Origin of the sequence: Thalassobaculum litoreum DSM 18839 (assembly GCF_900102465.1) — a bacterium.
In the GTDB taxonomy this organism is placed as follows: Bacteria; Pseudomonadota; Alphaproteobacteria; order Thalassobaculales; family Thalassobaculaceae; genus Thalassobaculum; species Thalassobaculum litoreum.
In genome coordinates, this window is sequence record NZ_FNBW01000004.1 from 159529 (window position 1) to 182797 (window position 23269).

A 23269-nucleotide genomic window follows, 5' to 3' on the forward strand; every position below is an offset into this window, starting at 1 on the left:
CAATAACAAACTACCGGGACGTCCACGGAGGTCCAAGGCAAGCCAACGAACCGGCGGCGCGTCCGCCGGCGATCTGACCGACAGAGGGGAAAGTTCAATGAGACGCTGGATGATGGCGGGGCTTCTGGCCCTGGCACCGATCTCGGCCCAGGCCGCGGCCCCATCGGCGGATGCGGTTCTGAAGACCTATTCCGACATCGCCCACGCCGCCTACGAGGATTCGCTGATCACGGCGAAGCGGCTGGAGACCGCGGTGGACGCCCTGATCGCCTCGCCCTCCGAAGCGACCCTCACGGACGCGAAGCAGGCCTGGAAGGCCGCGCGCGTGCCGTATCAGCAGACCGAGGCCTATCGGTTCGGCAACCCGATCGTCGACGAGTGGGAAGGCAAGGTGAATGCCTGGCCGCTGGACGAGGGGCTGATCGACTATGTCGATCCGGGCAAGTACGGCGCGTCGAGCGACGACAACCCGTATTACACCGCCAACGTCATCGCCAATCCCTCGTTGAAGCTCGGCGGCAGCACCCTGGAGACGCCGAAGATCACCATGGCGGTCATCCAGGAACTGCATGAACTGGATGCCGTCGAGGCGAACGTCACCACCGGCTACCACGCCATCGAATTTCTGCTCTGGGGGCAGGACCTCAACGGCACCGGCCCGGGCGCCGGCGCGCGGCCCTATACCGATTTCGACCCGCAGAACTGCACCCACGGCAACTGCGAGCGTCGCGCCGACTATCTGAAGGTCGCGACCGATCTGCTGATCGCCGACCTGGAAGAGATGGTGGCCAACTGGGCCGAGGGCGGTGCCGCCCGCGCCCAGCTCATGGAGGCAGGCGACAAGGGCGGTCTGGCCATGATCCTGACCGGCATGGGCAGCCTGTCCTACGGCGAGCTGGCCGGCGAGCGCATGAAGCTCGGCCTGCTGCTGCACGATCCGGAGGAAGAGCATGACTGCTTCTCCGACAACACCCACTGGTCGCATTACTACGATGCCCAGGGCGTGAAGAACGTCTACGAGGGCCGCTATGAGCGTGTCGACGGCAGCGTGGTCGAGGGGCCGAGCGTCTCCGACCTGGTGGCCGCGACCGATGCGGAGCTGGATAAGGCTCTGTCGGCTGCCCTGAACGACACCATGGCGAAGATGACCGACATGGCCGATGCCGCCGAGGCGGGCGAGGCATACGACCAGCAGATCGGCGAAGGCAACGAGGCCGGCAACGCCCGGGTCGATGCCGCCATCACCGCCCTTCTGGTTCAGACACGTGAGATCGAGCGCGCGGTCGCGGCGCTCGGGCTGGACAATCTCTCGATCGAGGGATCGGACAGTTTGGACAATCCCGCCGCTGTTTTTCAGTGACCGGGATTGACGCGATCACTCTCTAGTCGAAGCATGGCAACTTGGGCGGTCCGGCAACGGACCGCCCCTTTTCGCCGAAACCGACCAGGTGTTTAGGGTCATGCGACGCATTCAGGTGACGGGCGCGTTCACCGCCGTACTTCTCACCGGCCTCGCCGCTTCGATGCTGCTGGCGACCGTCTGCGAGACGACCGCGGATCCGGCCGGCAGCCTGCCGGCGGGCGACGCCACCTCTGCGCATGCCCCCGACGCAAACGCGTTTTCCCACTCCTCGGCGACGCTGCCCTTCGAGAAGGAGCTCGACTTCAAGGTCGGCAACGGCATCTTCAAGAAGCTCTGGGTCACCGCCCCCGCCTCTACCAAATCCTCCGACGGGTTGGGGCCGCTCTATAACGCGCGGGCCTGCCAGCGCTGCCATCTGAAGGACGGGCGCGGCCATCCGCCGTCGGCCAACTTCCCCGAGGACAACGCGGTCTCGATGCTGATCCGTCTCGGCATCCCGATCGGGCCGCGCGATACCAGGCCGGACCCGGTCTATGGCGGTCAGCTTCAGGACTTCGCCGTCGCCGGCCTCCCCATCGAGGGGCGCCCGCATGTCGCCTGGACCGAGGAACTGGTCGCCCTCGCCGACGGCACCGAGGTGTCCCTGCGCCGTCCGGACTGGACCGTCGCGGATTTCGGGTACGGCCCGATGGACCCGGAGACCCGGATTTCGGTCCGCATGGCGCCGCCGATGATCGGCCTCGGTCTGCTGGAGGCGGTGCCGGCCGAGCAGATCGCCGCCTATGCCGATCCGGAGGATTCGGACGGCGACGGCATCTCCGGCCGCGCGGCCGAAGTGACCAACGCGGAGACCGGCGACTTGATGCTCGGCCGCTTCGGCTGGAAGGCCTCGCAGCCGACCCTGCGGCAGCAGACCCAGGCGGCCTTCCTCGGCGATATGGGCCTGTCGACGACGGCGTTCCCCTTCGGCCATGGCGACTGCACCGATCGCCAGCCGCTCTGCCGCGACGCGCCGGACGGCGGCAGCCAGGCGACCGGCCTGGAGGTGAGCGAGACCATGCTGAAGCTGGTGGTCTTCTACTCCCGCCACCTCGCGGTGCCGGCCCGGCGCGACCTCACCGATCCCGCCGTCGCCCGCGGCCAGTCGGTCTTCGCCGAGGCGGGCTGCGCAAGCTGCCACCGCCCCAGCCTGACCACGGCGGCGGATGCGGCGGACCCGGCGCTGGCGGGCCACACGATCTACGCCTTCACCGACATGCTGCTGCACGACATGGGCCCGGACCTGGCCGACGGGTTGCCGGAAGGCGATGCGACGCAGTCCGAGTGGCGCACGCCGCCGCTCTGGGGCATCGGCCTGACGCAGACCGTCAACGGGCACACCAACTTCCTGCACGACGGCCGGGCGCGGTCGGTGCTGGAGGCGATCCTGTGGCATGGTGGCGAGGCACAGGCGGCGCGGGACCATGTGGTCGGCCTCGACCCCGCCGACCGGGACGCCCTGATCGCCTATATCAACTCGCTCTAGGAGGCCGCGATGCGGTTCCTCGCCGTTCTGTTCACCGTCTTCTGGCTTCTGCCGGCGCAGGGCGTGCGCGCCGACGTGCCGAAGGAGCTGGTGGAGGATCTGGTCGACGGCAACGTGATCCCGGCCTACCGCGCGTTCGAGGCCAAGACCGGCGCCCTGGCCGATGCGGTGACGACCGCCTGCGCCGGCGGTGCGCTGGCGACCGACGCGGTCAAGGCGGCCTTCGCCGAGGCCTGGCTCGCCTGGGCCGGCGCGCGGCACGTGGTGAAGGGACCCGTCACCTTTTTCGATCGGCAGTTCCGCATCCAGTTCTGGCCGGACAGCCGCAACCGGATCGAGCGGGCGCTGATCGATCTGCGCAGCGTGGGCGGCACGCCGGACATCGCCTCCGCCGCCGTCGGGGTCCAGGGCTTTCCCGCGCTGGAGCGGCTGATCTACGAGGGCAAGGGGGTGGACGACTGTTTCATCGCCCGACCGATCGCCGCGAACCTGCACACCATGGCGGGCGAGATCCTGACCGAATGGACCGAGGGCGACAGCCCGTTCCGCAAGGCGCTCGTGGCGCCGGGCAGCGGGGCCGGGGTGTACTTCACCTATTCGGAATCCCTGACCGCGCTGATGACCGGTGCGACGGCCTCGCTCGAGGGCATCCTGCGGTTGCGCCTGAAGCGGCCGCTGGGCGAGGAGAGCGGCCATGCCCGGCCGAACCGGGCCGAGGCCTGGCGCAGCGAGCTCTCCATGGATCTGGTCCGCGCCGACCTCGCCGCGGTGGCCGATTTCTATCACGGCGGCGCCGAGGCCCCGGAGGAGTCCCGGGGGCTGGACGCGGCCCTGCGCCGGAGCGGTGAGACCGAGCTTGCCGACCTGATGACCAAGGCGTTCCGCATCACCCGGGAGACGGCGGACAAGGTCGACCGGCCGCTCAGCGCGGCGGTGGTCGACCCGGCAATGCAGCCGGTCCTCGACGAGCTGGTCACCCAGGTCTCCGCCCTGAAGGCGCTGATCGTCCAGAAGGTCGGCCCGGCGATCGGCATCGCCGGCGGGTTCAACGCCATGGACGGGGACTGACCATGGGCGACGCTCTGCTGTCGCGCCGCGGGATTCTGGCCGCCCTGGCCAGCCTGCCGGCTCTGGGCGCCTTTCCGGCGGTCGCCGCTGCCCGGCCGGTGGTGGTCACCACCGCGAAACTGGCCGCCGGCGGTTTCGGCATTGTCGGCATCGACGCCGACGGGCAGGCGAGCTTCGTCGAACCGCTGCCCGACCGGGGGCACGGCGTGGTGCCGCGCCCCGGCGGCGACGACGTCGCCGTGGTCGCCCGCCGCCCCGGCCGCTTCGGCTATGTGGTCGCCGGCGACACCGGGGCGGTCCGGGCCGAACTCGACCTGCCGGACACCCGGCACTATTACGGCCATGCCGCCTATTCCGCCGACGGCCGGCTGCTCTACACCACCGAGAACGCCTTCGATGAGGACCGCGGCGTGCTTGGCGTCTGGGATGCCGCCGCCGGCTATGCCCGGGTGGGAGAGATCGACAGCGCCGGCATCGGCCCGCACGAGGTTCGCCGCGCCGCCGATGACGGATCGCTCTGGGTCGCCAATGGCGGCATCCTCACGCATCCGGACAGCGGCCGGATCAAGCTGAACCTGCCGACCATGCAGCCGACCCTGGCCCGGGTGGCGCCCGACGGCACCGCGGCCGAGCGGGTTCTGGTGCTGCCCGAGGAGCTGCATAAGCTGAGCATGCGCCACGTCGCCACCCACCGGGAGTCGGTGGCCGTCGCCATGCAGTACGAGGGGCCGGAAGGCGACATCGTTCCGCTGATCGCGCTCACCTCGACGCAGGGCACCACGACGCAGGGCACCGCGACGCAGGGCACGGCGCCGCGCCTGCTCGACCTGCCGGAGGTCCTGGCCCTGCGCTCGCGCCAGTATACCGGCGACGTGGCCTTCGACCCTTCAGGGTCGGTGGTCGGCGCCGGTCTGCCGCGCGGCGGCTTCTTCGCCTTCTGGGCGGCGGAGGACGGTCGCTTCCTGGGCTCCGTGGAGGCGCCGGACGGCTGCGCCATCGCCAAGGGCCGGGAGGCCGGCGGCTTCGTGATCTCCACCGGCATCGCCCGGATCGGCCATGTCTCGGCGGGTCCGAACGGCGTCGCGGTGCGCTGGACCCGCGCGCCCGAGGTCGCCGCCTTCGACAATCACCTGATGGCCGCGCCCTGACGGGAGCCCGCCGTCAGCCCTTCCCGTACAGCCGGTCGAGCCGCTCGTAGTAGTTCTCGCGGATCTTGTGGCGGCGGATCTTCAGGGTCGGGGTCATCATGCCGTTCTCGGTGGTGAACGGTTCGGTGGCCACCTGGAACCGCCGCACCTTCTCGATCTGGGCGAGGTCCGTGTTCACCCGGTCGATGGCCGCCGACAGCGCCTTGCGGAATCCCTCGTCCTCGGCCAGCACCGAGAGGTTGGCGGTCTTGCCGTTGGCCGAGGCCCACTCCTCCACGAAGCTTTCCTCCGGCACCACCAGGGCGACCAGGTAGGGGCGCTTGTCGCCGTAGACCATGGCCTGAAGGATCTCCGGCTGCAGGGTCAGCTTGCCCTCGATGCGGGCCGGCGAGATGTTGTCGCCGCCGGAATTGACGATGATGTCCTTCTTGCGGTCGGTGATGACGATATAGCCGTCCTCGTCGATATGGCCGACATCCCCGGTGTACAGCCAGCCGTCCTTTATGGTGGCGGCGGTGGTGTCCGGGTCGTGCCAGTAGCCCTTCATCAGCAGGTCGCCGGCGACCAGGATCTCCCCGTCCTCGGCGATCTTCACCTGCACGCCCTTCAGCGGCGGACCCACCGTGTGGATCTTGATCCGACCCGGCGGGTTGGCCGAGACCACGGGCGACGCCTCGGTCTGGCCGTAGCCCTGCAGCAGGTTCACGTTGAGGGCGAGAAAGAACTTTCCGATATCGGGGTTCAGCGGCCCGCCGCCGGAGACGAAGGCCTTGAGCCGGCCGCCGAAGCGCTGGGACACCTTCTTGCGGACCAGCTTGGACAGGATCCAGTCGTAGACCCGCTCCCACAGGGAGAGGCTGTCGGGATCCTCGTAGCGCTTGCGGCCCAGGCGGACGGCCTCGTGGAACAGCTTGGCCGACTTGCCGCCCTGGCGCTCGACGCCGCGCAGGATGCGGTCGTGCAGCACCTCGTAGAGTCGTGGCACGGCGGTCATGATGGTCGGCCGCACCTCCTGCAGGTTGGCGGCGAGCTGGTCCGGCCCCTCGCAGTAGTAGATCTGCGCGCCGATGGAGATCGGGAAGAACAGGCCGCAGGTGTGTTCGTAGGAATGCGACAGCGGCAGCAGCGACAGGAAGATCTCGTCGCCCAGGTCGTATTCCTTGAGCAGGTGATAGGCGCCGTCGCAGTTCGCCAGGAGCGAGCGGTGGGTCAGCATCACGCCCTTCGGCCGGCCGCCGGTGCCCGAGGTGTAGATGAAGCAGGCGGTGTCGTCCTTGGCGAGGCCGGCGGCCAGGGCCGGGATGTCGGTGCCGTCTCCGTCGCCGAGCGCCATCACCTCGTGCCAGCCATGCAGGTCGACGCCGCCGGCGGTGGTGTCGGCCGGTTCCTCGATGGTGATCACGATGCCGCAATTCTCGGAGCTGCGGGCGGCGGGTATCACCCGGCGGGCCAGACGCGAGGTGCTCACGATCGCGGCCTTGGCCCCTGAATGGTCGAGAATGTAGAGGTGGTCGTCGGTGGTATTGGTCGTATAGGCGGGGACCGTGATCGCGCCGATCGACATCACCGCCAGGTCGACCACCGCCCAGTCCGGCCGGTTGTCGGACACCACGACCACCCGGTCGCCGGGCTCGATGCCGATCTTGATCAGCCCCCGGGCGAGGCGGATCACCTGGTCGCGGGTCTCGCCGTAGCTCCAGGAGGTCCACTGCCCGTCGATCTTGGCCCACAGGAACGGCTTCCCGCTGAGGGCCTCGGCCTGGCCGAAGAACATCGTCGGCAGGTTGGTGATGGCGGCGTAATCCATGCGGTTTCCCCCGTTCGGCCTTCGTTGCCGCATTCTTTGCAGACTTAACGGCCGTTCTGTGACGTTTGCCACGGCTCTTGGTCGAGAATGCACATCCCTGTTCGGCCCGACGGTTGGCGCCGCCGGTCCGAACCTCTATATCGCGTTAAGGGGCGGTGATGCCAAGTCGCCGTTGACCTTACGTTTCGGAAACCACCCGAAGGACTCGCCCGATGCCGGACGCCTCGACCCTCGGTCCCCTGCCGCAATGGGACCTCGCCGACCTCTATCCGAGCCCGGACGGGCCGGAACTCGCCGGCGATCTTGAGCGCTCCGCCGACAAGGCGAAATCCTTCCGCGCCTCGTTGGAAGGCAAGGTGGCCGGGCTGAGCGGCGCCGATCTCGCCGCCGCCATCGCCGAGTACGAGGCGATCGAGGAAGTGCTGGGCCGGATCATGTCCTACGCCCATCTGCGCTATGCCGGCGACATGTCGGATCCGGAGATCGGCAAGTTCTATCAGTCGATGCAGGAGAAGGTGAACGCGATCAGCACCGAGCTGCTGTTCTTCACCCTGGAGATCAACCGCATCGCCGAGGCCGATCTGGCCGCCAAGATGGACGACCCCGCCCTGGCGCATTACGCGCCGTGGCTGCGCGAGGTGCGGGCGTTCCGCGACCACCAGCTCTCCGACGAGCTGGAGCAGATGCTGCACGAGAAGTACGTCGCCGGCCGCGCCGCCTGGACCCGGCTGTTCGACGAGACTATGGCCCGCCTGCGCTTTCCGTTCGACGGCGAGACCCTGACCACGTCGGAAATCCTCGACAAGCTGAGCCACCGCGATGGCGCGGTCCGCAAGAAGGCGGCCGAGAGCCTGTCCCAGGTGCTGGGCGAGAATGTCGGCCTGTTCGCGCTGATCACCAACACGCTCGCCAAGGACAAGGCGATCGACGACAAGTGGCGCCACTACAAGCGCCCGATCTCCGGCCGCAACCTGTCCAACGCGGTCGAGGACGAGGTCGTCGACGCCCTGGTCGAGGCCGTGCGCGACGCCTATCCGAAACTGTCGCACCGCTACTACGCCATCAAGGCGAAGTGGTTCGGCCGCGACAAGCTCGACTACTGGGACCGCAACGCGCCGCTGCCGAACGACGACGACGCGTCCATTTCCTGGGAAACGGCGCGCGACACGGTGCTGGACGCCTATGCGGCCTTCTCGCCGGATCTCGCGGCGGTTGGCAGGAGGTTCTTCGACAACCCGTGGATCGACGCGCCGGCCCGGCCGGGCAAGGCATCCGGCGCCTTCGCTCATCCCACGGTGCCGGCGGCCCACCCGTATCTGCTGCTGAACTACCAGGGCAAGACCCGGGACGTGATGACCCTGGCCCACGAGCTGGGCCATGGCGTGCATCAGGTGCTGGCCGGCCCGCAGGGGCACCTGATGTCCGACACCCCGCTAACCCTGGCCGAGACCGCCAGCGTGTTCGGCGAGATGCTGACCTTCCGCTCGCTGCTCGCCCAGCGCACCGACCCGGCCCAGCGCAAGGTGATGCTGGCCGGCAAGGTGGAGGACATGCTGAACACGGTGGTCCGCCAGATCGCCTTCCACACCTTCGAGGAGCGGGTGCACGACGCCCGGGCCGAGGGCGAACTGACCCCGACCCAGCTTGGCGACATCTGGATGGAGGTGCAGCGCGAGAGCCTGGGTCCGGCGTTCAACTTCGAGGACAGCTACCGGGTCTTCTGGTCCTACATTCCGCACTTCATCCATTCGCCGTTCTACGTCTACGCCTATGCCTTCGGCGACTGTCTGGTGAACTCGCTCTACGCGGTCTACCAGGACGCCGAGCAGGGCTTCGCCAAGAAGTATCTCGACATGCTGAAGGCCGGCGGCACGATGCGGCACAAGGAACTGCTGGCCCCGTTCGGCCTCGACGCCTCCGACCCGGCCTTCTGGAGCAAGGGGCTGACGGTGATCGAGGGAATGATCGACGAGCTGGAGCAGATGGACTGAGCCGACCCGGGCGGCGGGGGCGGACGGCGACAGCTGCGCACCCGTCGCATGGCTCGGTCCCATGATTGGTGCTTTTCTAACCGACTGATCGGGCGCATCTTTCAGGAATAGTCGCGTCACCCGGTCGCGGCAGCCTTGCCGGACCGAGCCGATGCCGTCTGACGCCTCCAATACACCTCCCGGTCCCCCCGTGACGGTCGATGCCGCCGCGGTGCGAGGGATTGTCCTGCAGATCGTCGCCGTCGCCGGGTTCTCGGCGATGGGCATGATGATCAAGCTGCTGGAGGGCCGCTATCCGACCTCCGAGGTCATCCTGTTCCGCTGCTGGCCGGCGCTGATCCCGCTGCTGTTCTATCTGCCGATGCAGGGCGGGTTTTCGGCGCTGAAGACCCGGCGTCCGGGCTGGCACTTCGTGCGGACGGCCTCGGGGCTGGTCTCCATGTTCGTCGGCTTCTACGCGCTGTCGCAGATGGCGCTGGCCGATTACGTGGCGATCTCCTTCACCGCGCCGCTGTTCGGCACGCTGCTGTCGATCCCGCTGCTGGGCGAGCGGGTGGGCGTGTGGCGGCTCGGCGCCGTCGCCGTCGGCTTCGCCGGCGCGGTCGTCACCCTGGGGCCGCTCACGGGGACGCTCGATCCGGTCGCCCTGCTGGCGGTCGGATCGGCGCTGGGCTACGGCGTGGCGATGATCTCCATGCGCAAGCTGGGAGCCACCGACAAGTCGGCGGCGACGGTTTTCTATTTCACGGTCGGCAGCGGGGTGGTCAGCCTGTGTCTGCTCGCCATGCCGGGTCAGTGGGTCACGCCGACCGCCGAGGATCTCGCCATCCTCATGGGCATCGGCCTGCTCGGCGGCGTGGCGCAGATCTTCATGACCGAGGCGTTCCGTCTTGCGCCGCCCTCGGTGGTGGCGCCGTTCGACTACACCGCGATGATCTGGGCCATGGCCTTCGGCTTCCTCGTCTTCGGCACGATCCCCGGCTGGAACGTCTTCGTCGGCGCCGGGCTGATCGCCGCGTCCGGCCTCTACATCATCCACCGCGAGCGGGTGCGCGGCATCAAGCGCGGGAAGATCAAGGGAAGCAGTTTGTAGACTAGCTTCGCTCCATTTCGTCATCCCGGACGACTCCGGACTTGATCCGGAGGCGGGCCGGGACCTTGCCGGGAACGCGGGGTCCCGGCCGACGCCCGGGTCGAGCCCGAGCCTCGCCGGGATGACGGGTAATCCGCTACGGCATCACCCGAAGTGCCTTCTCGAAGAAGTCCGGCGCGCCGAAATTCCCGGACTTGAGCGCCAGGGCGATCGGCTCGGCCGTGCCCAGGGTCACCGTCCCCGGCACACCAGGGTCGATCTGCGCGCCGATATGCAGGCCGGTGACGCCCAGGGCCGAGACCACGGCGCCCGACGTCTCCCCGCCGGCGACCACGAGACGGCGCACCCCGTCCTCGTCCACCAGGGCTTTGGCGATCTGCGCCACCGCGCCCTCGACCATCTCGCCGGCCTCCGCGCGGCCGAGCCGTTCCTGGATCGCCTTCACCGTTTCCGGCGGGGCCGAGGCGTAGATCAGCACCGGCCCGTCGGCGACCCGCGCGCGGGCGAAGGCGAGGGCCTCTCCCACCACGTCGGCGCCGTCGGCGAGCATGAGCGGGTCTATGTTGAAGGCGGGGTGGGCCTTCTCCCACTCCGCGATCTGGCCGAGGGTCGCCGCCGAGCAGGACCCGGCGACCACCGCCGCCTTGCCGGCGATCGCGGGCACCTCGTTCGCGCCGGCGGACGCCTTGAGCAGGCCACGCTTGCGATAAGCCTCGGGCAGACCGATGGCGATGCCGGAGCCGCCGGTGATCAGGTCGAGATCGGCCAGCGCCTCGCCGGCGGTGTGGAGCTGGTCGTCATCCACCGAATCGAGGATGGCATAGCCGTAGTCGTCCCGTCGCAGATCCGCGGCCTTGGCGCGGATGGCCTCCACCCCGCGCTGGATGTCCTGGTGCTGGATCAGGCCGACCTTGCGCTCCGTCTGGCGGCCGAGCACCTGCACCAGGTTGCTGTCGGTCATCGGGGTCAGCGGGTGGTGCCGCATATGGGTGTCGGAGAGGAGCTGGTCGCCGACGAACAGATGGCCCTTGAAGATCGTCCGCCCGGTCTCCGGAAAGGCCGGGCAGGCGATGGTGAAATCGGCGCCCAGCCGGTCGAGCAGGGCGTCGGCCACCGGGCCGATATTGCCCTCGTCGGTCGAATCGAAGGTCGAGCAGTATTTGAACAGGAAGCGTTGGCATCCAGCGGTCTTCAGCCAGTCCAGCGCAGCGACGGACATCTGCACCGCCTCGGCCGCCGGGTTGGTGCGGGATTTCAGCGCGACGACGATGGCGTCCACGTCGGGCACGTCGGTGTCCGGCCCCGGCACGCCGATGAGCTGCACCGTCCGCATGCCGCCGCGCACCAGATTGTTGGCAAGGTCGGTCGCCCCGGTGAAGTCGTCGGCCACGCAGCCCAGGATTGGTGCCATTCGGTCCTCCCGATCGTCGCTTTTGTGATGGACGCCTCCGGGGCCTTGGCCGCGCCCGGTCGCCCGCGTATCGTTGGCGCAAATCATAAGGACACGGGATCGGGACGCCATGGTGAAATTCGCCGCCAATCTGTCGATGATGTTCAACGAGGTGGATTTCCTCGACCGCTTCGACGCCGCCCAGATGGCCGGCTTCGACGGGGTGGAATTCCTGTTCCCCTACGAGCACGAGGCGGTGGAGATCCGCGCCAAGCTGGAGGCCGCCGGCCTGACCCAGGCGCTGTTCAACCTGCCGCCGGGCGACTGGACCAAAGGTGAGCGCGGGCTGGGCGCCATGCCGGGCCGCGAGGAGGAGTTCGACGCCGCCATCGACACCGCGCTCGCCTATGCCGAGGTGATCGGCAACGAGTTGCTGCACGTGATGAGCGGCATCATGACCGACGGCATGACGCCGGAAGCCTGCACCGACACGCTGGTGTCGAACCTGAAGCGCGCCGCACCCAAGGCGGCGGCGGCGGGTAAGACCCTGATCATCGAGCCGATCAACACCCGCGACATTCCGGGCTATTTCCTGAACTACCAGGAGCAGGCGCGCACCATCATCGAGGCGGTGGGGGCGGAGAATGTCGGGCTGCAGTTCGATTTCTACCACTGCCAGATCATGCAGGGCGACACCGCCAAGACCTTCGAGAAGCACCTGGACATCATCCGCCACGTGCAGATTGCCGGCGTGCCCGACCGGCACGAGCCGAATATCGGCGAGGTCAACTATCCCTACCTGTTCGAGACCATGGACAGGCTTGGCTATGACGGCTGGGTCGGCTGCGAGTACCGCCCCAAGGCGGGGACGGTGGAAGGCCTGGGCTGGTTCAAGGCGCTGACCCGCTGACCGCCGAAACAGAAAAAGACCTGATGAGGGGACGGATACCATGAAGATCGCGATCACCGGCGGCGCCGGATTCCTCGGCAAGAAGCTCGCCCGCGCCCTGCTCGACGACAACGAACTCGGGGTCGAGGAGGTGGTGCTGGCCGACATGGTCGCCGCTCCGGACGAGCTGACCGAAGACGGCCGCGTGCGCTCGGTGGTCGGCGACGTCACCGACCCGGACCTGCTGGCCGACGCGATCCGCGGCGATACCGACAGCGTGTTCCACCTCGCCGCCGTCGTCAGCGCCGGGGCGGAAGCGGATTTCGATCTGGGCATGGCGGTGAACCTGGACGCCACCCGCACAATCCTGGAACTGGCCCGCAAGCACGGCAACAAACCGAGGATGGTGTTCTCCAGCTCCTGCGCGGTGTATGGCGGCGACCTGCCGGACGTGGTGACCGACAACCAGCAGATCACCCCGCAGAACTCCTACGGCGTGCAGAAGGCGATCGGCGAGCTGCTGGTCAACGACTACGCGCGCAAGGGCTATGTGGACGGCCGCAGCCTGCGCTACCCGACGGTGGTGGTGCGGCCGGGCAAGCCGAACAAGGCGGCCTCCACCTTCGCCAGCTCGATCATCCGCGAGCCGTTGCAGGGCGACGAGGCGATCTGTCCGGTCGCGCCGGAGACCGAGATGTGGCTGGCCAGCCCGCGCACCATCGTCGCCAACACGCGCCACGCCCATGACCTGGACGGTGCGGCCTTCGGGCCGTGGCGCACGGTGCCGCTGCCCGGATTCACCGCCACGGTGAAGGGCATGGTCGACGCGCTGGCGGAGGTCGCCGGCCCCGATGTCGCGGCGCGGGTGAAATGGCAGAAGGATCCGGCGATCGAGAAGATCGTCTACGGATGGCCGGCCCGGCTGGAGACCAAGCGGGCCGAGGCCATGGGCTTCAAGCGCGACACCGACATGCAGAGCATCATCCGCGCTTTCATCGAGGACGAGCTCGGCGGCAAGGTGGCGTAAGCCGCCTCAGGCGGGACCCATGCCCTTCTCGGCGAGTTCCTTCCTCGCGCTCTCGTTCTTCTCCAGATCCGTCATGCCCATGCCGCGCAGCACGGCGTCGGTCTTGGAGAACTGGATGTTGTCGTAGGGCACGATCTCGATCCGGTTGCCCCACGGGTCGAGGAAATCGAGGAAGCGTCCGGGCAGGACCTGGACGCCCTCGCGGGTCAGGGCCTCGCGCACCGCGTCGCGGTCGTCGACCACCAGCCCGAAATGCCGGCCGTCGTCCGGCGACTGCCGGCGGCCCTGCTGCAGCGCCAGGAACTGGTCGCCCAGATCGATGAAGGCGGAGGTCTCGCTCTTGCTGCGGAGCTTGAAATCAAAGATTTTTCCGTAGAATTCCAGGGCCTCGTCGATATTGCCGACCTCCAGGGCCACGTGATTGAAGCCGACGGCGCGCGCCTTGCGGGGGACGGTCATGGCAGTCTCCTTAAAACAAGTTCTGCCTTGATATATTGCGTGCGCCGGACCGTACAAGGTCTCAGGGGCTGGGGGCCTTCGATCGGTGGTAGTGGGCACGGGCCTTGGCCCGGTTGCCGCAACTCTGCATCGAGCACCAGCGCCGGTTGCCGCCGCGGCTCTCGTCCAGGAACAGCCAGCCGCAGCCCTTGCCCTGGCACTCCTTCACTTTGGCCAGTCGCTCAGGGTCGACCAGCAGGTCGGCGGTGTCTCGGGCCAGCGCGGCCTTCAGCACGGCGAGACCGGTCGCCTCCTCCGGCGGCGCCCAGCGATAGCCGTCGGGTCCTTCGGTCAGGCTCCGGCGGTCGCCGCCCTGGCCCAGCGCCCGGTTCAGGACCGCCAGATCGCCGCTGCGGGGACTGCCGGTGATCAGCCGGTACAGGGCCTCGCGCAGGTCTCGCAGCACGGCAACGGCCGCGTCGGTCAGATGCATCGGCGGCCGGTCGAGCGCCAGGGCGAGCCAAGCATCCACCGCCTCGCCGCCGGTCAGAAACTCGGCCGGGTTGGCAGACGTCCGCCAGTCCACCGTGTTGACGAAATCCAGACACAGGAGCCCGCCGCCGGTGTAATACCCGGCCAGCAGCGGATTGTCGGAGCGCTTCATCAGCTTCATGTTGCCTATGACTATATAACCGGTTAGAGGGTTGTCCATGAAATCCGACACCCCATCCGTGATCTTCACCTGGGACGGCGTCAGGCGCGGTGCGCGGATGTGCATGCCGCTGGCCTTCGCGTCGTTCTTCGGTGGTCTCGGCTTCGGGATTCTGGCCGGCGACACCGGGCTCAGCCTCGCCCAGGCGATGGGCATGAGCGCGCTGGTCTTCGCTGGTGCCTCGCAGATGGTGGCGATGGATGTCTGGACCTTCCCGCCGGCCGTGCTCGGCCTCGCCATCGCCGCCTTCGCCATCAACATCCGCCACGTGGTGATGGGCGCCGCCCTGCGGCCCTGGCTGAGGGGCTTGCCGCTGCTGCGCTCCCACGCCGCCCTGCTGATGATGACCGACGCCAACTGGGCCCAGGCCATGGCGGTCCGGCGCAAGGGCGAGCTGGACGCCGCCATCCTGGTCGGTAGCGGCCTGGTCATGTGGCTCGGCTGGGTGTCCGGCACCGGCGTGGGGCAGGCGGCGGGCAACCTGATCGCCGATCCCAAGACCTTCGGCGTGGACATGATCGTGCCGGCCTTTTTCGCCCTCACCCTGCCCTCGCTCTGGCCGGGCGTGCGCCACCTGCATCCCTGGGTCGTCGCGGCGGCGGTGGCGGTCGTGGTCCACGCGCTCCTGCCGCACGGGACCTGGCACGTGGTCGCCGGCGGTCTCGTCGGGGCGGCGGTCGGAGGGCTGAGCCGTGAGTGAGGACGCGCTGGTCTGGCTGTCGATCCTGGCCATGGCGGTGGCGACCTGGGTGACTCGGATTTCCGGCTTCTGGCTCATGGGCCTGGTGCCGGAGGGTGGCTTCGTGCGCCGCGCGCTCAACCACCTGCCGGGCGCGCTGGTGGTCTCGATCCTGGCGCCGATCGTGATCGACGGCGGCTGGGCGGCGGCGGTCGCGATCGCCGTAGCCGTCGCGATTCTGCGGGCCGGGATCACCGCGATCTTCGCGCTGTTCGGCGCATTGGCCGCGGTCGCCCTGATCCGGCTGGTGGTGTAGCCTGCCGCTCCCCCCAACCTGACCGCAGGGAGCCGGGCCGATGGCCGACGAAATCGACTACGAGATCGAGGGCGACTTCTCGCCGATGCTGACCATCACGCTCGATCCGGGCGAGGCGGTCCAGGCCGAGGCCGGCGCCATGGTGATGATGGAGCCGGACATCACCATGTCGACCGAGATGCCCGGCGGCTTCTTCGGCAGCATCCTGCGCAAGGTCTCCGGCGAGACCTTCTTCATGACCTTCTTCGCCAACGAGGGCCGTCAGCGCCGCCGGGTGTCCTTCGCCTCGCCGATGCCGGGGCAGATCCGGCCCCTGGATCTGGCCAAGCAGGGCGGCGCCTTCTACTGCCAGCGCCGGGCCTATCTGGCCTCGGCGCGCGGCATCGAGATCACCGTTGCGCTGACCAAGCGGCTGACCTCCGGCCTGTTCGGCGGCGAGGGGCTGATCCTGCAGAGGCTGGAGGGCGACGGCTGGGCCTTTCTCGGCGCCGGCGGCACCCTGATCGAGCGCCAGCTCGCGGCGGGAGAGACCCTGACGGTGGATACCGGCTGCCTGGTCGGCTTCTCGTCGACCTGCGACTACGACATCGCGTTCCAGCGCGGCGTCAAGAACCTGGTGTTCGGCGGCGAGGGCCTGTTCGTCACCCATATCAGCGGCCCCGGCACGGTGATCATTCAGACCCAGCCGATCGCCGAACTGGCCCTGGCCCTGCACGACCTCGTCCCCAAGGAGCAGCGCTCGGGGGAGTAGCCCTCTCCTCCCTTCCCGTCATCCTGATGCAAATCAGGAAGACTGGGACGGGGGACGATCGTGCTCCACTGCCGCCGCGCTACCCGCTCGCCTGCACGAAGCGCATGCGGTCGTTGCGGATCTGGATGGCGGTCAGCACGCCGGTGAACACCGCGCCGGTGTCCAGGTTGATGCGGTGGCGCCGGATCGTCGGCTCCTCGAAGGGCTCCTCCGGGGTGTGGCCGTGCACCACCACCACCTCGAACGGCCAACCGTCCTCCGGTTCCAGGAAGGCGTCGCGGATCCAGGTGACGATCTCCTCGGGCTGGTCCTCCAGCGGCCGGCGCGGATCGAGCCCGGCATGGACGAAGACCCAGTCGCCGATCCGGTGCATCGGCACCATGCGGGCCACCGCCTCGGCGACGATCTCCGGCATGTTCCGGCGCAGGGTGTCGACGATCCGGTCCGGCCGGTCTGAGGCGGCGACGGCGAAATCGTGCCAGGTCTCCACCGCCCCGTTGGACTGCCAGACATGGAGCTCGTCCACGTGGAGGGTCTCCTCCAGCGCCGCCTTCAGCCAGACGTCGTGGTTGCCGAGCAGCAGGACGTCCTCCACCGGCACCCGTTCGTCGCAGAACATGGCCAGCCCGCCGGCGGCGAGACCCAGCGTGTCCTTCACATACGGGCCGCGGTCGATCAGGTCGCCGAGAAAGATGTTGGTCACCCGCTCCACCCCCGGGCCGGACACGTCCTCCGATAGGGCTTCCAGCAGCGGTTCGAGAAGATCGGCGCGCCCGTGAACGTCGCCGATGGCGCAGATCAGGTGGTCTGAGGCGGCGGGCTTGGGTGTTTCGAGCCATTCGCCGTGGGATATGGAGATCATGGGCATAAATGAACACGCCGCCGGGCCGATTGTGAAGCTTTCTTGAAGTCTGAGACGTGTTGATCTGGATCACTGTACGGTTGCGGCAGCTCTGCTGCGTTGCACAATGACAGGGGTCAATCGGGGGCGGTTCGCGGCCGCGCCCTTCACAGACACGGGACCAGCTCATGAAACTCTCGCTCCATGGTAAGAAGGGGCTCGTCGTCGGCATCGCCAACGACCGGTCCATCGCCTTCGGTTGCGCCCAGGCCTTTCGCGAGGCCGGTGCCGAGCTGGCGGTCACCTATCTGAACGACAAGGCCCGGCCCTATACGGAGCCGCTGAGCGCGGCCCTGGGGGCGGAGCTGTTTCTGCCCTGCGACGTGCGCGAGGAGGGACAGGTGGAGGCGCTGTTCGCGGCGCTGGCAGAGCGCTGGGGAAAGCTGGAATTCCTGCTGCACTCCATCGCCTTCGCGCCGCGCGAGGACCTGCACGGACGGGTCACCGACTGCTCGCGCGAGGGGTTCGACATGGCGATGAACGTGTCCTGCCATTCCTTCATCCGCATGGCCCGGCACGCCGAGCCGCTGATGAAAGACGGCGGTGCGCTGATGACCATGAGCTATTACGGCGCCGAGAAGGTCGTCGACCGCTACAACCTGATGGGACCGGTGAAGGCGGCGCTGGAGGCGAGCGTGCGCTACCTGGCGGTGGAACTGGGGCCCAAGAACATCCGGGTCTATGCGGTGTCGCCCGGCCCGCTGAAGACCCGGGCGGCGTCGGGGATCGACCGGTTCGACGAGCTGATGGACCAGGCGGCGGCCCGGGCGCCGAACCACGCGCTGGTCACCATCGAACAGGTCGGCGACGTTGCCGCCTTCCTCGCATCGGAGGCCGCGGCCGGGATGACCGGCAACGTGGTCTATGTGGATAACGGCTACAACGTGGTGGGCTGAGCCCCCGGTGTTGGAACAGAGGGAGCGCACGATGGCTTACGATACCGATCTTGCCGCCAAGACCGTCAGCGCACCGGATGCCGCCGACAGTCTGGACGACGCCAGCACCCTCGTGCTGGGCATGGGCGTGGCGATGCCGCCGGCGTTCATGGCGGCCCTGGCCGAGCGGGCGCGGGAGCGCCGGGGGCTGAGCCGATTGAACCTCTACTACATGCACGGCAGCAGGGCGGCGACCGAGACGATCCTGAAGCCGGAGCTGATGGACGTGCTCAAGCTCAACGTCCTGTTCATGAGCGGCCACGACCGGGCCTTCGCCGAGGAGGGACTGAAGCGGGGCGAAGTCTGGGTGCATTTCGTGCCCTCCATGTTCCACCAGGTCGGCCGCCTGTTGACCGAGCAGATCCGGCCCGACACCTTCGTGACCACCGTCTCGCCGATGGACCGCTCGGGGCATTTCAGCCTGGGCACCAACCCGGACTATGCCGCGGAGCTGGTGCGCAAGGCGCGGCGGGTGATCGTCGAGGTCAACCGCAACATGCCGCGCACCTTCGGCGAGAACCTGCTGCATATCAGCCAGGTCGACGCGGTGATCGAGCATGACGCGCCGCTGATGGAGCTGCCCTCGCACGCGCCGGGGGCGGAGGATCTTCTCATCGGCAAGTCGATCGCCGCCCTGATCCCGAACGAGGCGACGCTGCAGATGGGGGTCGGCGGGGTGCCGGAGGCGGTGCTGGCGGAGCTGCGCGGGCACAAGCGGCTCGGCCTGCATTCCGAACTGCTGTCGCCGCCGATGATCGAGCTCATGCGCCGCGGGGTCCTGACCGGCGAGGCCAAGACGATCATGCGCTACAAGCACGTCTTCACCTTGGCCCTGGGCGATGCCGACATGTACGACTTCATGGACGACAACCCGTCCATCGTCGGCTATCCGGCGACCTGGGTGAACAACCCGGCGGTGATCCGCAAGAACCGCCACATGATTTCGGTGAACGCCGCCCTGCAGGTCGACCTGACCGGACAGGTGAATTCCGAGGCGCTGAACGGCCACCAGTTCAGCGGCACCGGTGGCCAGCTCGACTTCGTGCGAGGCGCCTATCTGGCCCCCCACGGCAAGTCGTTCATCGCCCTGCATTCGACCGCCAAGGGCGGCTCGGTCAGTCGGATCGTGCCGCAGCTCGCCAACACCACCGTCACCGATCCGCGGGTGGACACCCAGTTCATCGTCACCGAATTCGGCATGGCGGATATGAAGGGCCGGTCGCTGAGCGAGCGCGCCCGGTCGCTGATCGCCATCGCGCACCCGGATTTCCGGGACTCGCTGGCGGCGGAGGCGAAGGCGATCGGGCTGATGTGAGGCACCCGCCCGACATCAGCCGTCCTCCTGGTGCGATTCAGGATCAGGCTTCCGCTCCCGCGCCGCCATCCCGATGCAAATCAGGATCAAGCCCCTGACGTCGCAGCCTGCTCCGACCGCCGCCCGTTGGTACCTGTGACCGGCCTTCGGCGCAGGGTCCTGACTTTCGTCAGGACGACGGAGAGGGGTGGACAGAGCTTGGCAAGGTCCTGATTTGTAGGGACGACGGGTACAATTACCGCCGGTCCGTCACGTCCCCATCCCGTCGCTCAGCGCCCGCAGCAGCGCCAGCATCGCGCCGTTCATCGGGGTGGGGATGCCGTGCCGCGCGCCGGCGCGGACCACGGCGCCGGTCAGCGCTTCGGCCTCCAGGCGGCGGCCGGCCAGCGCGTCGAAATACATCGACGAGCCGGCATCGTGCGGGAAGGTGAGGACCAGGCGCTGGGTATCGGCGGCGACACTGGCCGGCAGGCCGGCTCCTTCCGCCTCGGCGACGGCGGCCGCTTCCTCCAGCAGCGCCGTGGTGAGGGTCTGGATGTCCTCGCGCTGCAGCACCCCCTGGCGCTGACGGGTCAGGGCGGTGACCGGGTTGACCACGATGTTGATCAGCAGCTTCTGCCACTGCCGGGCGGTGAAATCGGGCGCGCGCACCGCCTGGATCGGCGTGCCTTCGAGCAGGTCGATGAAGGCCTGGGCGGTGTCGGTGTCCGGCAGGGCGATGTCGGCGTCGCTGATATGGCGCATGCGCACATGGTCGTCGGCGATCCGCTCGCCGTTGTAGTAGACGATCACCGGCAGGGCCTCCGCACCGCCGGCATAGGAGGCGATCCGCTCGGCGTGGTCGATGCCGTTCTGCATGACGGCGACGGTGGTATCCGGTCCGCACAGCGCGCGCAGCCAAGCGCCGGCGCCGTCGGTGTCCTGGGCCTTGGTGGTCAGCAGCACCCAGTCGACCGGGGAGGCGTCCGCCGGATCGGTCAGCACGGTCATCGCCACCTCGACGCTCTCGTCGGGCAGGTCGACCCGCATCCGCTCCAGCGGGCGGCGGCCGCAGGCGATCACGTCGTGCCGGCCGGCATGGGTCAGCGCGCCGGCGGCCGCACCGCCGATGCCCCCGAGGCCGATGACGGCGACACGCTGACGCGAGGAAGCGGTGGAGGTCATGGGCGATCCTGGGGCCGGTTGCAGTGGGCGCAGTTGACGGCATGGCGCCCGCGCGGCGCAACCCGCTTTTCGCTACTGCACAATCGCCGGGGTATTCGGTGGGAAATCAGCGGGGCGATCAGTGGGGCGATCAGCGGGGCAATCCGGGGGGCTTTCGTGGCGGCCTGCCTGCGCTACTCTCGCCGCGGCACTCGCCAAGAACGCGATCCAGGAGGAAATCATCATGCTGTTCGACGTGCGCAAATACACCTGCCGTCCCGGCACCATCGGCAAACATCTCGAGCTCTACGAGCGCCTGGGCAAGGCACCCCAGGCCAAGCATCTGGGCGACCCGGTGCTCTACGCCAAATGCGAGACCGGCGACCCGAACTGCTACATCCACATCTGGGCCTATGAGAGCGCGGGCGACCGTGAGGCCAAGCGCGCCGCCATGTGGAAGGATCCGGACTGGATCGCCTATACCCAGGAGAGCGCCAAGCTGGGCGCCCTGGAGAAGCAGGAGAACAGCCTGTTCAACGACGTGAGCTTCTATCCGTACAAGCGCTGAGCGGCTTTACGCCTCATCGTCATCCCGGCCGAGCTCCGGGCTTGACCCGGAGCTCGGCCGGGACCCGGTTCGAGTGACGGGGCCTGGGTCCCGGGCGCCTCCCGGATCAAGTCCGGGCGGCCCCAGGATGACGATCGGGAAGTCTTAAACCACGGCCCCGTCCCGCGCCGTCACCCGGCCGCCCTTGACCACGAGTGCGCGCATCGGCCGGTCGACCACCGCCTCGGCCAGGGTCTCGGCCGCGACCGCCACGAAATCCGCCCGCGCGCCGATCTCCAGCCCGTAGGGTCCGTACCCGATCGCCTGGGCCGCCGCACCGGCGCACAGGTCGAAGGCGAGCGCGATGCCCTCGTCGGTGCGCAGGCCCGCCCGATAGGCCACCAGCATCGCCCGCTCCAGCATGTCGCCGTTGCCGAAGGGCGACCAGGCGTCGCGGACGTTGTCCGACCCGGCGAAGACCCGCACCCCCGCCTCGCGCAGCTTCACCACCGGGATCAGGTATCCGGTCCCGGGGGCGCTGGTCAGGATCGCCACGTCGGCATCGCGCAGGTCGGCGATGGTGAGGTCGAGCGTGCGGTCGTCCACGGTGGCCAGCGCGAAGGCATGGCTGACCGTGACCTTGCCCTGCATCCCCAGGGCCGCGGTCCGCTCGGCGACGGCGCGCAGCTCCAGCGCGCCGCGATGCCCCGGGTCGTGCAGGTGGATGTCCACCCCGACCCCGTGCTTCTCGGCGAGGCCGAAGATCACGTCCAGATGCCCCTCCATGTCGCCCTCGATCCCGACCGGATCGATGCCGCCGATCAGCTCCGCCCCCTCCGACAGGGCGGCGTCCAGCAGCTCGGCGACGCCGGGCGCGATCAGGACGCCGGACTGCGGGAAGGCGACGAGCTGCACGTCGACGATGCCGGCAAAGGCTTCGCGCGCCGCCAATACCTGGTGCAGGTGGTCCAGCTTGCTCTCGGGGTCGATATCCACGTGGCTTCGCAGGGCGACCGTGCCGTTCGCCGCCTCGCGGGCCAGGAAGTTCCTCGCCCGCTGCTCCACCGACAGGGCGAGGTCTGACCGCCCGTCCTTCTCCGCCGCGATCCGGTGGGGCACGGTCGGCCCGGCCCGGTGCGGTCGCCAGGGCAGGCCGAGGAAGGTCTTGTCCAGGTGGATATGCCCGTCGATCAGCCCCGGCAGCACCAGCTTGCCGCCCAGATCCTCGTCGTCGGTCCCGCCGTGCGCGTCGAAGGCGGCGAATAGGCCGTCGCGGATCGTGATGTCGACGGTCCCGCGATCGGGCAGGCGGGCGTTGCGGAAGCGGGTCTCGGTCATCCGGCGGATCCTTGGCGGTGGGGCGGGGTCTTCAGGTATCGCGTCGGCGGGGCGCCGAGGGTGCGGCGGAACATGGCGATGAAGGCGCTCGGGCTGGCATAGCCGAGGTCGAGGGCGACGGCCGTCACCGGCTCGCCGGCGGCTAGCCGCTCCAGGGCGGCGAGCAGGCGGCGGCGCTGGCGCCAGCGGCCGAAGGACATCCCCGTCTCCCCCTGGAACAGCCGGGCCAGGGTGCGGGTGCTGGCCCCCGCCCGTTTGCCCCAGTCGGCCAGGTCGCGCCCGTCCGCCGGATCGGCGATCAGCGCGTCGGCCACGGCCAGCGCCCGGCGGTCGCGCGGCAGCGGCAAGTCGAGCGGGGCCGAGGGCAGGTCCGCCAGCTCGTCGGCCAGCACCGCCACCAGCCGGGCCTCGGCGCCGGTCTCCGGATAGTCCCGGGGCAGCGCCACCACCCGGGAGATCAGCGCCCGCACCAATGTCGGGACCGACACCACCCGGCAGCGCGGCCCGATCGGCACGCCGGCGTCGCGGCGCAGGTAGAGCGTGCGCATGGCCACGGCAGAGGCGGCGCGGACTTCGTGCACCACCCCGGCGGGCACCCAGACCGCGTAGCCCGGCGGCACGATCCAGGCGCCGTCGTCGGTGCGCACCGTCATCACCCCGCGCTCGCCATGGACCAGCTGGTCGCGATCGTGCTGGTGCCAGCCGGTGGAATGGCCGGGCACGTAGTCGACCGCATAGCCGACGATCGCCTTCGGCCAGTGCTGGCGGTCGCGGACGTCCGGGCTGCCGCCGCCGGGGCTGACCCGGTTCCGGTTGTCTTGTCCTGTTTGCAACATCGATTGACAGTCTGTCGAAGGACGGCAAGGCGGACAAGATGGAGGATGGGGCGTCAT

At 68.8% G+C, this 23269-nt stretch carries 22 protein-coding genes; 14 read left to right on the forward strand and 8 right to left on the reverse strand.

Going from position 1 to position 23269, the window contains the following annotated elements; translation table 11 throughout:
* Positions 1 to 97 precede the first annotated feature (97 nt).
* The 4 genes from BLS34_RS07950 to BLS34_RS07965 all read left to right on the forward strand — a co-directional run bounded on the left by BLS34_RS07950 (position 98) and on the right by BLS34_RS07965 (position 5104).
* Positions 98 to 1360 (forward strand): imelysin family protein, encoded by a 1263-nt coding sequence (locus BLS34_RS07950; RefSeq protein ID WP_093149464.1) that lies wholly within the window; start codon positions 98 to 100, stop codon positions 1358 to 1360.
* 100 nt (positions 1361 to 1460) lie between these two features.
* Positions 1461 to 2888 carry a di-heme oxidoreductase family protein gene (locus BLS34_RS07955; protein WP_215906065.1) on the forward strand — a complete coding sequence of 476 codons (1428 nt, stop codon included), beginning with the start codon at positions 1461 to 1463 and terminating at the stop codon, positions 2886 to 2888.
* A 9-nt stretch (positions 2889 to 2897) separates the two neighbouring features.
* Positions 2898 to 3956, forward strand: a complete 1059-nt coding sequence (locus BLS34_RS07960; RefSeq protein WP_093149465.1) for an imelysin family protein — start codon at positions 2898 to 2900, stop codon at positions 3954 to 3956.
* Positions 3957 to 3958: 2 nt separating this feature from the next.
* Positions 3959 to 5104: a DUF1513 domain-containing protein gene (locus tag BLS34_RS07965; RefSeq protein ID WP_093149467.1), complete on the forward strand. Its 1146-nt coding sequence runs from the start codon at positions 3959 to 3961 to the stop codon at positions 5102 to 5104.
* 13 nt (positions 5105 to 5117) lie between these two features.
* Here the strand turns inward: BLS34_RS07965 and BLS34_RS07970 are convergent, their stop codons facing one another.
* Positions 5118 to 6911 carry an AMP-dependent synthetase/ligase gene (locus BLS34_RS07970; protein WP_093149469.1) on the reverse strand — a complete coding sequence of 598 codons (1794 nt, stop codon included), beginning with the start codon at positions 6909 to 6911 and terminating at the stop codon, positions 5118 to 5120.
* A 212-nt stretch (positions 6912 to 7123) separates the two neighbouring features.
* On the opposite strand from BLS34_RS07970, the gene BLS34_RS07975 reads away from it, so the two are divergent.
* Both BLS34_RS07975 and BLS34_RS07980 read left to right on the forward strand, forming a co-directional pair.
* Entirely contained in the window at positions 7124 to 8902 is a 1779-nt protein-coding gene (locus tag BLS34_RS07975; RefSeq protein WP_093149471.1) for a M3 family oligoendopeptidase, read from the forward strand.
* A 190-nt stretch (positions 8903 to 9092) separates the two neighbouring features.
* The gene (locus BLS34_RS07980) at positions 9093 to 9995 is read left to right on the forward strand and encodes a DMT family transporter (protein WP_051244014.1); all 903 of its coding nucleotides are present in this window, start codon (positions 9093 to 9095) and stop codon (positions 9993 to 9995) included.
* Positions 9996 to 10131: 136 nt separating this feature from the next.
* Here BLS34_RS07980 and otnK read toward each other — a convergent pair whose 3' ends face one another.
* Positions 10132 to 11406: a 3-oxo-tetronate kinase gene (gene otnK, locus BLS34_RS07985; RefSeq protein ID WP_093149473.1), complete on the reverse strand. Its 1275-nt coding sequence runs from the start codon at positions 11404 to 11406 to the stop codon at positions 10132 to 10134.
* 109 nt (positions 11407 to 11515) lie between these two features.
* Here otnK and otnI point away from each other — a divergent pair, with 109 nt between their 5' ends.
* Positions 11516 to 12295, forward strand: coding sequence for a 2-oxo-tetronate isomerase (gene otnI, locus BLS34_RS07990; protein ID WP_093149475.1), 780 nt, complete (start codon positions 11516 to 11518; stop codon positions 12293 to 12295).
* A 40-nt stretch (positions 12296 to 12335) separates the two neighbouring features.
* Positions 12336 to 13301 carry a D-erythronate dehydrogenase gene (denD, locus tag BLS34_RS07995; protein WP_028793319.1) on the forward strand — a complete coding sequence of 322 codons (966 nt, stop codon included), beginning with the start codon at positions 12336 to 12338 and terminating at the stop codon, positions 13299 to 13301.
* 6 nt (positions 13302 to 13307) lie between these two features.
* Here the strand turns inward: denD and BLS34_RS08000 are convergent, their stop codons facing one another.
* Both BLS34_RS08000 and BLS34_RS08005 read right to left on the reverse strand, forming a co-directional pair.
* Complete coding sequence (locus BLS34_RS08000) at positions 13308 to 13760, reverse strand: VOC family protein (RefSeq protein WP_093149476.1); 453 nt, start codon at positions 13758 to 13760, stop codon at positions 13308 to 13310.
* 61 nt (positions 13761 to 13821) lie between these two features.
* A complete protein-coding gene (locus BLS34_RS08005; protein ID WP_175474149.1) occupies positions 13822 to 14412 on the reverse strand; it encodes a CGNR zinc finger domain-containing protein in 591 nt (196 codons plus the stop codon).
* A 37-nt stretch (positions 14413 to 14449) separates the two neighbouring features.
* On the opposite strand from BLS34_RS08005, the gene BLS34_RS08010 reads away from it, so the two are divergent.
* Genes BLS34_RS08010 through BLS34_RS08020 form a run of 3 tightly spaced genes read left to right on the forward strand, consistent with a single transcriptional unit; the run spans position 14450 to position 16197 of the window.
* Positions 14450 to 15151 (forward strand): AzlC family ABC transporter permease, encoded by a 702-nt coding sequence (locus BLS34_RS08010; RefSeq protein WP_093149481.1) that lies wholly within the window; start codon positions 14450 to 14452, stop codon positions 15149 to 15151.
* Positions 15144 to 15446 (forward strand): AzlD family protein, encoded by a 303-nt coding sequence (locus BLS34_RS08015; protein ID WP_038013651.1) that lies wholly within the window; start codon positions 15144 to 15146, stop codon positions 15444 to 15446. Before BLS34_RS08010 ends, BLS34_RS08015 begins: the two co-directional genes overlap by 8 nt.
* A gap of 40 nt (positions 15447 to 15486) precedes the next feature.
* A complete protein-coding gene (locus BLS34_RS08020; RefSeq protein WP_093149483.1) occupies positions 15487 to 16197 on the forward strand; it encodes a TIGR00266 family protein in 711 nt (236 codons plus the stop codon).
* Between the two features lie 79 nt (positions 16198 to 16276).
* Here BLS34_RS08020 and BLS34_RS08025 read toward each other — a convergent pair whose 3' ends face one another.
* Entirely contained in the window at positions 16277 to 17059 is a 783-nt protein-coding gene (locus BLS34_RS08025) for a metallophosphoesterase (RefSeq protein WP_169400823.1), read from the reverse strand.
* Positions 17060 to 17226: 167 nt separating this feature from the next.
* Here BLS34_RS08025 and fabI point away from each other — a divergent pair, with 167 nt between their 5' ends.
* Complete coding sequence (fabI, locus tag BLS34_RS08030) at positions 17227 to 17994, forward strand: enoyl-ACP reductase FabI (protein WP_093149484.1); 768 nt, start codon at positions 17227 to 17229, stop codon at positions 17992 to 17994.
* Between the two features lie 31 nt (positions 17995 to 18025).
* Positions 18026 to 19348 (forward strand): acetyl-CoA hydrolase/transferase family protein, encoded by a 1323-nt coding sequence (locus tag BLS34_RS08035; protein WP_093149487.1) that lies wholly within the window; start codon positions 18026 to 18028, stop codon positions 19346 to 19348.
* Positions 19349 to 19597: 249 nt separating this feature from the next.
* Here the strand turns inward: BLS34_RS08035 and BLS34_RS08040 are convergent, their stop codons facing one another.
* The gene (locus BLS34_RS08040; protein ID WP_028793325.1) at positions 19598 to 20512 is read right to left on the reverse strand and encodes a 2-dehydropantoate 2-reductase; all 915 of its coding nucleotides are present in this window, start codon (positions 20510 to 20512) and stop codon (positions 19598 to 19600) included.
* A 223-nt stretch (positions 20513 to 20735) separates the two neighbouring features.
* Between BLS34_RS08040 and BLS34_RS08045 the strand changes: the two genes are divergently transcribed.
* A complete protein-coding gene (locus BLS34_RS08045; RefSeq protein ID WP_028793326.1) occupies positions 20736 to 21059 on the forward strand; it encodes an NIPSNAP family protein in 324 nt (107 codons plus the stop codon).
* Between the two features lie 144 nt (positions 21060 to 21203).
* On the opposite strand, the gene BLS34_RS08050 is transcribed toward BLS34_RS08045, so the two are convergent.
* The gene (locus BLS34_RS08050) at positions 21204 to 22376 is read right to left on the reverse strand and encodes an amidohydrolase family protein (RefSeq protein ID WP_093149489.1); all 1173 of its coding nucleotides are present in this window, start codon (positions 22374 to 22376) and stop codon (positions 21204 to 21206) included.
* A complete protein-coding gene (locus BLS34_RS08055) occupies positions 22373 to 23212 on the reverse strand; it encodes an AraC family transcriptional regulator (RefSeq protein WP_093149692.1) in 840 nt (279 codons plus the stop codon). Before BLS34_RS08055 ends, BLS34_RS08050 begins: the two co-directional genes overlap by 4 nt.
* Positions 23213 to 23269 lie beyond the last annotated feature (57 nt).